The sequence below is a fragment of the Coriobacteriia bacterium genome (assembly GCA_031292615.1).
Classification (GTDB): Bacteria; Actinomycetota; Coriobacteriia; order Anaerosomatales; family JAAXUF01; genus JARLGT01.
In genome coordinates this window covers 1-9,717 of record JARLGT010000085.1, presented here as the reverse complement: position 1 = coordinate 9,717, position 9,717 = coordinate 1, and the positions used below count along the sequence as shown (strand labels likewise).

Annotated in this window: 9 protein-coding genes; 6 read left to right on the top strand and 3 right to left on the bottom strand. The window is 65.8% G+C overall.

Annotated elements, in window-relative coordinates; all coding sequences use genetic code 11:
- A partial coding sequence (locus P4L93_07630; GenBank protein ID MDR3686806.1) for a VanW family protein occupies window positions 1-1,021 on the top strand: 1,021 nt, incomplete at its 5' end.
- Window positions 1,022-1,032: 11 nt separating this feature from the next.
- On the opposite strand, the gene P4L93_07625 is transcribed toward P4L93_07630, so the two are convergent.
- Window positions 1,033-1,446 (bottom strand): hypothetical protein, encoded by a 414-nt coding sequence (locus tag P4L93_07625; protein MDR3686805.1) that lies wholly within the window; start codon window positions 1,444-1,446, stop codon window positions 1,033-1,035.
- Between the two features lie 894 nt (window positions 1,447-2,340).
- Here P4L93_07625 and P4L93_07620 point away from each other — a divergent pair.
- The 4 genes from P4L93_07620 to P4L93_07605 all read left to right on the top strand — a co-directional run bounded on the left by P4L93_07620 (window position 2,341) and on the right by P4L93_07605 (window position 7,013).
- Window positions 2,341-3,015: a response regulator transcription factor gene (locus P4L93_07620; GenBank protein ID MDR3686804.1), complete on the top strand. Its 675-nt coding sequence runs from the start codon at window positions 2,341-2,343 to the stop codon at window positions 3,013-3,015.
- Window positions 3,012-4,391, top strand: coding sequence for an ATP-binding protein (locus tag P4L93_07615; protein ID MDR3686803.1), 1,380 nt, complete (start codon window positions 3,012-3,014; stop codon window positions 4,389-4,391). The genes P4L93_07620 and P4L93_07615 overlap by 4 nt, the downstream gene beginning before the upstream one ends.
- Window positions 4,392-4,548: 157 nt before the next feature.
- Window positions 4,549-5,742 (top strand): N-acetylmuramoyl-L-alanine amidase, encoded by a 1,194-nt coding sequence (locus P4L93_07610; protein MDR3686802.1) that lies wholly within the window; start codon window positions 4,549-4,551, stop codon window positions 5,740-5,742.
- A 194-nt stretch (window positions 5,743-5,936) separates the two neighbouring features.
- Window positions 5,937-7,013 carry an NlpC/P60 family protein gene (locus P4L93_07605; protein ID MDR3686801.1) on the top strand — a complete coding sequence of 359 codons (1,077 nt, stop codon included), beginning with the start codon at window positions 5,937-5,939 and terminating at the stop codon, window positions 7,011-7,013.
- Window positions 7,014-7,075: 62 nt separating this feature from the next.
- Here P4L93_07605 and P4L93_07600 read toward each other — a convergent pair whose 3' ends face one another.
- On the bottom strand, window positions 7,076-7,780 hold the full coding sequence (locus tag P4L93_07600) for a Crp/Fnr family transcriptional regulator (GenBank protein ID MDR3686800.1): 705 nt from the start codon (window positions 7,778-7,780) through the stop codon (window positions 7,076-7,078).
- Between the two features lie 261 nt (window positions 7,781-8,041).
- A complete protein-coding gene (locus P4L93_07595; GenBank protein ID MDR3686799.1) occupies window positions 8,042-9,058 on the bottom strand; it encodes a hypothetical protein in 1,017 nt (338 codons plus the stop codon).
- Between the two features lie 154 nt (window positions 9,059-9,212).
- On the opposite strand from P4L93_07595, the gene P4L93_07590 reads away from it, so the two are divergent.
- On the top strand, window positions 9,213-9,717 hold a 505-nt coding region (locus P4L93_07590; protein MDR3686798.1), incomplete at its 3' end, for a PAS domain-containing protein.

Below are 9,717 nucleotides of genomic sequence, written 5' to 3'. Positions count from 1 at the left end.
TGTCGGGTGGCGTCTGGACCCCGAGGTGGACGCTGCCGCGGCTGCGAAGACGATCGTGCCGATCGTGGGTAGCGCTTTGGGCAACGCACCCAGGGATGCTCGTCTACTCGTCCAAGGCAACGCGGTGGTAATCGCCCCATCGAGCGACGGCTCGGGCCCAGACATAGCCCGGTTCGTCTCGGACGCTGCGCCGATTCTCAAGAACGCCGCCGGCACTCACACGGTCGTGCTCCACGCCAAGACCAGGCCCGCGCAGCTCACAACGGCGGAGGCCCGCGCTATGGGCGTCCACGACAAGATATCGACGTTCACGACGACGTTCTCTGGGGGCGCAGTCGGGCGTGCAAACAACATCCGGGTTCTGGCGGCGGCGCTGGACGGCAAGCTGGTCGCCCCGGGCGCAACGTTTTCGGTCAACGGTGCTGTCGGCGAGCGTACGGCCGCGAAAGGCTATCAGGCAGCCAATGCCATCGTGCAAGGCAAGCTCGTTCCTCAGGTTGGCGGCGGCATCTGCCAGGTGTGCACAACGCTGTTCAACGCAGTCTTCATGTCGGGCCTTCCAATTCTCGAACGACAGCCCCACTCGTTCTACATCTCGCACTATCCGACGGGCCGTGATGCGACGGTGTCCTGGGGCGGACCCGATCTGAGGTGGAAGAACACGACGTCGCACTGGGTACTGGTGTCAGTTTCGACGACGGACGCTTCGTCGACGGCAGGTGCGGTGACAATCTCGCTTTGGGGCACCAACCCTGGGTACAACGTCGCCTTCACAACTGGGCCGTTCACCAACATCAAGCCGTTCCCGACCGTCAACGTGCCCGACCCGACCATTCCGGCGGGCAGCAAGGCTGTCCTTGATCCGGGCGCACCAGGCGGGAGGGTCGTGGTCGTGAGGACCGTCAAGAAGCAGGGGACGCTGGTTCGGCAGGACACGTTCGTCTCCGACTACACACCAAAAGAGGCAACCGTTCGCGTAGGGACGAAGACGCCGGTCGTCGCGGTGACCAAGAAGCCCTAGGCGAGCATGCTTCAGTCAACGCTCCGAGACAGACATGGTGTCACCGCATTGGTTGTACTTCCGGTGCTCGCTGTTGAATAAGTCGCGACTCGCCTGTGGGCCGTGTCGGCCACATATACCGTCGTGATCGCTGGAACGCTGGCGAAGATACAGTTCGCGAGTTGCTTCGCAAACTCGTCCGACGGCACTTGGTCGCCGCCAGCTTGCTCGATCCTGGTCTGAGCGAGTTCGAGGTACACGGTCCCACTGACGGCGTCAGCGGTGATCGCGCCTACCGGCGACGGGCGGCCGTACGTGGCGGTGAGCGCCGCAATCGCAGTGTCGGCCAGCTTGTCGTCGGCAGCAGAATCGCTCGTCGTAGCCCGCCCAATCAAGCCGACGGCGAGCAACGACAGGCAGACTGTGAGGATGATCGCTCTACGCATGGTACCTCTCGGATGCTTCTTGCGAACCACGTGCGGGGCTTGCACGGAATCATGTGACTCCCTGCGGGCCCGACAGTGTCGGACGGCACGATTGTGCCCCAAGACCGACTAGAAAGGATGAGCGGGTAGCGTGCTGCGGCGGGGCTGGCTGGGACCACACGATTCGGCGGAGGTCGTCTGTGCCCTCGATCCGGCGTCGATCGGGCGGGTCTCCACCCAGCACGGGCGCCAGTCGGGGCAGTCGGCGGCAGCCGGTCCGGCAAGTGAGACTGCGACGCTGGCGGTGTCGGGCGTAGCGGGCATGCGCTGACACGAGCGCTCGGGCTCTTGGAGCGCCGAAGACGCTCTCGGCGCTGACGGCATCTGCCAGTACCAACAGCTTCCGCAGGTGGTTCTTGGCGTAGTGAGTGTGGTGTTCAATGTCATCGTCTCCCTGCTTCGTTAAGTCGCGACCGCGAGCGGGCGGATGCTGCACTCGGAATAGTGCAGGCCAAGCCATGAGAATCCGGTGAGAGATCGGTCTCACACGAGCGCTCCACCCTCTCGTCGTCCTCTCACTGCGCAACACCGAAGCTGAGATGTCATGGCAGGGAGACCGGGCGTTGCGCCCGCATGAGACGCCTCAGGAGGAAGCACCGGACGTGCAACTGACGAGCAACCAGCTCGCCCGTCCGATGCGTGATCCCGCCAGAGAATCCGAGCGCCGAAGACCGGAGCCAGCGATCGTCATCGCGGTCGCGCTTGCCGAACACGCGGGCGCTTTCGGCATCTTCGTGCGTCGCTGACCTCAGCTGGTCTAGTAATCGCTCGATGAGAGAACAGTGAGACTAGAGCTCAAGAGACTCTCACTGAGTTCTCATCATGAGCGGGGCATGGTGCTTGGGGAGGTTTGAAATGCGCATTCTTGTCGTGGAAGACGAAACGAAAATGGCGCGCGCGATCAGGCGCGGGCTCGAGAACGAGGGCTATGCCGCCGAGACGGTGGCGACGGGAGACGACGCCGTCTTCTGGGCCAGCGAGCAGGAGTTCGACGCGATCGTGCTCGACGTCATGCTGCCCGGGATGGACGGCTATGCCGTCTGCCGGACGCTGCGTGATGCGAGCGTGTGGACGCCGGTGCTCATGCTCACCGCGCGCGGCGCAGTTGAGGACCGCATCGCCGGTCTCGACGCCGGCGCAGACGACTACCTGGTCAAGCCATTCGCCTTCGGCGAGTTGCTGGCCCGCCTCAGAGCGCTACTGCGCCGTGGGCCCGCGGAGCGCACCCCCGAGATCGTCGTGGGCGACATCGTCGTCGATCCCGCGGCGCACTCGGTCACGCGTGCCGGAGTGTCGATCGACCTGTCACCTCGCGAGTTCGCGTTGCTCGAGTTCTTGGCGATGCACAGCGGAGAGGTGGTCAGGCGCAGCGAGATCCTCGACCACGTGTGGGACTACGGCTACGACGGCATGTCTAACGTCGTCGATGTCTACGTGGGTTACCTGCGCAAGAAGATCGAGAAGCCGTTCAAGTCCAAGGTGATCCGAGCCGTCCGCGGCGTCGGCTACATCTTGGAGCCTCGGCCATGAGCCTCCCGATCAAGACGCGGCTCACTCTGTGGTACGTCGTCTTGTTCGCGCTCATCGTCGGCGTGTGGAGCGGGTTTGTGGTCGTGCGAACGCGGGCCGATCTCTACGCTGGTATCGACCGCGAGCTCGACTCCCGCGCCTCGCAGATCGCCATCAGCCTCAACGCCACGGGTGAGGAGGAGTTTGAAGGAATCAGCGTCTCTGCGCTTTCCGGCGTGCCGCGTGCCGAGGCGGCCGCGCAGCTTCTGACGCCCACGGGAACCGTGCTGCAGTCGGCCGGAGACGTGATCGCGAAGAGCCCGATCGTGTCGTCCGGGCTGGTGCAGCGCGCGGCGAGGACCAAACGTGCGCAGATCGCCACCGTCAAAGACGGTGGCGAGACCTTCCGGGTGCTCGTCGCGCCCGCGCCAAAGTCCGCCGAGCTGATCCTCGTGGGTACTTCCACCGAGAACGCCGATGCGGCAATACAGCGTCTGATACTCGCGATGCTGTTGACCGGGCCACTTGCACTGATCGGCGCTGGGGTGGGCGGATGGCTGCTCGCACGGCGCGCGCTTCGCCCGGTTGCCGAGATGAGCGCTACTGCGGCGAGCATCGGCATCGACCGTCTCGACGAGCGCGTCGTTGTCCCCTCCGGCGGTGACGAGCTGACGGCGCTTGCCAACACCCTGAACAGCATGCTCTCCCGACTCGAAGCCGGAGTGCAGGACAAGCGGCGCCTAATTGCCGATGCGTCGCACGAGCTGCAGACCCCTCTCGCCGTCATGCGCACCGAGCTCGATGTGAGCCTTGCCGCGGGTGGGCTGCCTCCCGCAGCCGTCGAGGTGCTCGAGTCGGCGCGCGAAGAGACCGACCGCATGACGCGTATCGTACGAAACCTGCTGACGCTGGCCCACTTCGACGAGGGCACGCTTCGGCTGTTGCGCAAGCCGACCGACCTGCACGAGCTGGTCTGTGAAGCGGCTGACTCTCTCGGCAAGTTGGCGTCGGAAAGCGGCGTGACAGTAGAGGTGACCGGACGGCAGACGATGGCTACCGCTGATGGCGAGTACGTACGCCAGGTCGTCGTCAACCTGCTCGAGAACGCAATCAAGTACTCGGGCGCCGGAGCGCACGTCCACCTCGACACGCGGGCAGAGGGCGCTGAGGCAGTGTTGGTCGTTGAGGACAACGGTCCGGGCATCCCCGCCGCTGCCGCTGCGCGGGTCTTCGACCGCTTCTACCGCATCGATAGCGCGCGCTCTAGGGAGCTGGGCGGAAGCGGATTGGGACTCGCGATCACCAAGGAGATCGTCGATGCCCACCACGGCCGAATCGAGCTGCAGAGCGATCTCGGTAAGGGCAGCCGGTTCACCGTAAGACTGCCGCGAACCTAACTGAACTGCGGTCTCTTGCCGAAGTAGTGGTGAGTCCGCCCCGCTCTGGAGCGCACGCTTCTAACCGTTTTCTCATTGTTCTACCGGCAGAATCGACGCTGGCGTGTTGTCCTGCGCCCGTTTCAAAGCGAACCGAGTCACCACGGGAGTCACAGACATGAGTTCATTCTTCGACGATCCGGAAGCACAGCAACCCACGGTTGAGAACTTCTGGGCGGACCTGCCCCAAGAGCCTCAGCTGACCGCCGAGAACTTCTGGCCGACGCTGTCGCAAAGCCGCAACGGCGACGAAGGACCCGCCGGCGCCCTGACCGCCGACCAAGGCGTCAGTTTCCGAGCCCCACGCAACCGTGGCCGCGAGCGCTCGACTGCGCGCGCGCGGCTCGTCACGGCTGCGCTCGTCCTCGGCCTTGGCTGCGCGGCTGTCCTGGGTCTTGCGCTCGCGTTCGGGGCGATTCACCTGCCCGGCAGCTCGCCGTCGAGCGCGGCCCAGTCCGCCTCGGCTGGCAGCCTCGCTAGCACAACCAAGGCCCGCACATCGCGCAAGGCCCACTCGGCGAAGAAGAGCCGCAAGGCGCGCACCGCCAAGGCCAACTCGCCGGAGTCGAACTCGGTGGCTCAGGCGGCGCACGTGCAGGCCTCGAAGGGGACAGTCGCCGTGGCAGCCAAGGCTGCGACCGGCCGCGTGGTCAAGATGGCTGCGACGGCCGCTTCGGCCGCATCGGGCAAGGTGGTTGTGATCGACGCCGGGCATCAGGGCCAAGGCGACTCCGGTCTCGAGCCTATCGGCCCCGGTTCGTCGCAGAAGAAGGCCAAGGTCACCAGCGGCGCCTCCGGGCAGTACGCGCCGCACGATGAGAGCCAGATCAATCTCCAAGTGGCGCTCAAGCTGCGCACGGCGCTTCAGGCGCGCGGCGTCAAGGTAATCATGGTGCGCACCTCGCAAAACGTCGACATCTCGAACTCTCAGCGCGCAGCAATCGCCAACAAGGCGCACGCAGCGCTCTTCATCCGGTTGCACTGCGACGGGATCTCGGACAGCTCGAAGCACGGGTTCTCGACGCTGATTCCGGCCAAGAACCAGTGGACTGGACCGATCGTGGCAGCCTCGGCAAAGGCCGGGAAGATCGTCCAGCATGCTGCACTTGCGGCGACCGGAGCCGCGGACGCCGGGATCGTCAACCGAGGCGACCTATCCGGCTTCAACTGGTCGAAGGTGCCGACGATCCTGGTCGAGATGGGCTTCATGAGCAACCCCGCCGAGGATCGTGCGCTGACCACGCCTTCCTACCAAGGCAAGCTCGCGACAGGGCTCGCGAACGGCGTCGTCACGTACCTGTCGGGGCACTAGCGATGGCGCAAATGGCCCGCGCCTCGCTAGGGGAGGCCCCGAAACCACTGTCGGCGACTCGTGTTCTCTGCTGTCGCTGGCTTGCCCTTCCATTGCAATCGAGCCGCGTACGGTGGAAAATACCGCCGTTCGCGTATTCGTAGCCTATTTGCAGCCAGCGCCTTGCGGCGCCGCGACATGAGAGTGACTCCTAGATGCATATGCTCAAGAGCCGTCTCCCAATCATCCTTGCCCTCACCCTTCTAGTTGGCCTGGTTTCTTCGGCGCACGCCTTTGCCGACCCACTGGCCGCCAAGAAGGCGCAGGCCGCAGCGGTGCAGGCGCAGGTCGCCGGACTCGCGCAGAGCGCCGCGGCGGCAGCCGAGAAGTACGACGCCGCCCAGACGCGGTACTCGGCGCTCACCGACAAGGTGAAGGCCACCGAGAAGAAGATCGCCAAGCTGGCCAAGCAGCAGAAGTTCCTGCAGGGCCATCTCGACACCCGAGCGGCAGACATGTATCGCGAGGGGCCGCTTGGCTTCATCTCTGTGCTGCTGAGCGTGCGCTCCTTCGAGCAGCTCGACACCACCATGCGCGTGCTGACGTCGCTCAACGAGCAGGACGCGGCCACGGTCTCCCAGCTCAAGGCCTCGAAGGCAGAGGCGCAGGCGGCGCACACGACGCTCGTGGTCGCGCAGAGGGAGGCTGGCCAGCAGAAGGACGCCATGGCCTCCAACGCCGCAGCCGTGAAGAGTCAGCTCGCCGCTCGCCAGCAGGTGCTGGCCAGCATCACCGCCGACATCCAAGTGCTCATCGCCAAGCAGATCGCTGAGGAGAAGGCCGCCGAGCAGGCACGCACGATGGCGCTGCTCCTGGCGCAGCGCAGCGCGAGCGGCGGCGGCATCATCCTGGGTGGCAACCCGCCCACCAGTTCCAAGGCCGCGGTTGCCGTCTACTGGGCCGAGAAGCAGCTGGGCAAGCCGTACGTTTGGGCAGCAGCAGGCCCGGACAGCTTCGACTGCAGCGGGCTCATGATGTTCGCGTACGACAAGGTGGGCATTCACCTCAACCACTACTCGGGCGACCAGATCAACGAGGGTGCGCGCGTCTCGCGCTCGAACCTCGAGCCTGGCGACCTGGTGTTCTTCGGCAGCCCGATCCATCACGTCGGCATGTACGTGGGTGGCGGCAACTTCATCGAGGCGCCTTACACCGGCGTCAACGTGCGCATCACTCCGCTCTCGCGCCGCAGCGACTTCGCTGGCGCGTGCAGGCCAGCCGCCGGCAAGTAGCTCCCAACGCACCGCCACGAGCCGCTCGGCCCTGAGGGGTCGGGCGGCTCTCTTGCTGCGCGCTACTGCGAACCTGGGTTGCTATCACCCAGGAGCGCTTCGCCGCTCGGCACGATGATCATGCGGTCGTGCGCCTCGATCAGCCCTTGCTCCTCTAGCGTGTGAAACGTGCGCGAGAGCGTCTCGGGCGTAGTGCCGAGAAGCGGCGCCAGCTCGACGCGCGCCATCGGGATCTCGACGCTGTAGGCATCTTCGCCCAGCCGCGTGTGTGGGAGCGCGTTGAGGTACTCGGCGATGCGCTGAGTGACGTCGAGGTTGCTGCGCTTGGCCATCGCGAGCGCGCTGGTCCAGCGCCTAGCCAGGTCGTCGATGACGGACATCGCCACGCCGGGCTCGGATTTGAGCAGGTCCTTGATTGCGCCCGCGGGGATCAGCGCCATGCTGAGCGGCTCGACGGCCTCGACGTCGGACTCAAAGCCGATGCTGGCAAGTGTCGCGATTGGGCCGATGACGTCGCCAGGCCAGTACGTCTCCACCGCGAGCCGATGGCCCTCGGCACCATAGAGCGCGCGAGCATGGCCGGCGAGAATCACGCCGACGTACTCGGGAATCTCGCCCTCGCGGAAGAGCATGTCGCCCTTGGCGTACTCTGCCGTCCGCGCGGTGCGCGCAAGCCACTCGAGCGCTTCGTCCGAGGCGCTACTCCAAAGGCGGGCGCCACGGATGCCCCGCCAGAGTTCCTCGGAAATCCCCTCAGGAGTCGTCAAACCAGTCGCTCCGTCCCTCTACGCCCCCCGGCGCACTCTCTTCGATTGGCGTTCGGTCTCTGCACTTCGAACACCGGATCGCTGTAAGACACTACCAAATACCGCGGATTCCGACCAGACCATTCGAACGCTCTACCTGCGGAAACGAGTTGTGTCCCAGATTCGTACTCTACCCAGCTGGAGTGGATTCCAAAAAGGAGGCGGCAGCCATCGCAGTACGACGGCAAGCCCGGCCGCTCGCGCGCTCGCTCGATGGCTCGGCTAGCCGGCCTGTGTCGCCAAAACGGGCGCCGCCGAGAACACCCGCGAGCCGAAGCACTGCACAACCGCTCGATCGAGCCCGCGCGCCGCAACCAACAGGATGCCGACGTCGCCCTGCACGGGATCGGCCATGCCGCTGCGCTCCAGGGCGCGCGGCACGAGGCGCCAGAACTGCCACAGCAGCATGGCCAGGTAGTCGAGCGCCAGGCCGCCGTCGTTGGTCTGCTTGCCGAAGCTCCACGCCCGCCTGCGCTGGCCGCTGGGGAACGTGGGGTCGTAGACGTAGAGCACGTCGTCGACCAGCTCGGGTCCACCATGCGTGAGGTTGGAGAAGTACGCGTACAGGTCGCGCAGGACCGCCGCCGTGTGCTGCGCCCGCATGGGGCTGGGGAGGCTGGTCTCGTCGAGGTTCTCCTCGAGGTGCGCGAGCCGGTCCATCAGCGCGCCGCCCACGAGGCCGGTTGCGCGATACGCCGAGTTCGCGTCGAGCTCCTCGGCGGGGGCGTTTTGGAAGTCGCGGAGTCGCTGAAGCTCGGAGAGGAATATGCGCTGCTCCTTGGGGTCGCGCAGGACCACGATCTCGCGACCGTAGAGCTCCATCGCGTGGCGCAGCAGGACCTTGGTTGGCGCGTCCATGCCTTGCGACGTGAGCAGCACCACGGCGCGCGTGGTTTCGTGCAGGTCGCGCACGATCGCCGAGGTCACGTCCCAGAGCAGCCGCGTATCCCAGTCCAGCGTCCGATCGGCGGCGTGCACGCGCCCGATGTACCAGAGGCGGCGTGCGATCTCCTGGAACGCCTCGATGACCGAGAGGTGTGGCTCGAGCTCGTTGATGCGGTCGCCTAACAGCAATCGCGTCTCGGTGAGTCCCTCGCCGGCGGAGTCCAGGAGCCAGTCAGTGATCGCGCGCGCAGGACGGCCGCCTCGTTCCTCGGGCGACATGGCCTCGAGTGCCTCGAGCAGGCCGTCGCGCAGCTGCTCGTGGCAGGCGAAGGAGTCTGGAGTCTGATGCGGCATGCGTTTCCTCATGGAAGCGAAGGGACTAGGTGCAGTGTAACCCGGTGAACAGGGCGTGAGGACGAGAGCGTCGATCAATCCGCACGCAGGGAACCAGCCGCCGATAGCGAAGCAGGTAATCGGTGGTCTGTCGCAAAAAGACGGGGTGGACGTCATGGCAAGCCGAACTTCGGTCACGTGCTCGGCATCGACGCTCTCAGCGCTTCTCGAGGCGTCCGATGAGGGCTTGCTTGCATTCGACTCGGCTGGGCTCGTCCAGTTCGCGAACACTGCTGCGCTGGAGCTACTCAACCGCACGTCAGGGCAGCTGCTCGGCGCTGGCGTCTCGGCGCTTGGGATCCCGGAGCTCGAGTCTCGGGTCAAGCGCGCGCTTGCGGGCGGCACACACTCGGCGGGGCGCTTCGCGTTCCAGCACGGCGAGCTGAGCCTGTCCGGCCACACGTCGCGCACGCGCGGCGCCGAGGTCTCCGTGCTCGTCTCACTGCGCGATGAGACGCAGCTTGCCGAGGAGCGCGACGCCAACCGCGCCGTTCTCGCCGCCACGGCCGACGGCCTGGTGCTGCTCGCGCCCGACGACACCGTCACCTACGTCAACCCCGCAGCGCTCACCATGCTGCGCACCACGTCGCGCAAGATGCTGGGCAAGAAGGTCGCGGTCG

Coding starts and splice junctions, on each gene's coding strand:
- P4L93_07625 (MDR3686805.1), bottom strand. CDS start 1,446: ATGCGTAGAGCGATCATCCTCACAGTCTGCCTGTCGTTGCTCGCCGTC.
- P4L93_07595 (MDR3686799.1), bottom strand. CDS start 9,058: ATGCCGCATCAGACTCCAGACTCCTTCGCCTGCCACGAGCAGCTGCGC.
- P4L93_07615 (MDR3686803.1), top strand. CDS start 3,012: ATGAGCCTCCCGATCAAGACGCGGCTCACTCTGTGGTACGTCGTCTTG.
- P4L93_07620 (MDR3686804.1), top strand. CDS start 2,341: ATGCGCATTCTTGTCGTGGAAGACGAAACGAAAATGGCGCGCGCGATC.
- P4L93_07610 (MDR3686802.1), top strand. CDS start 4,549: ATGAGTTCATTCTTCGACGATCCGGAAGCACAGCAACCCACGGTTGAG.
- P4L93_07605 (MDR3686801.1), top strand. CDS start 5,937: ATGCATATGCTCAAGAGCCGTCTCCCAATCATCCTTGCCCTCACCCTT.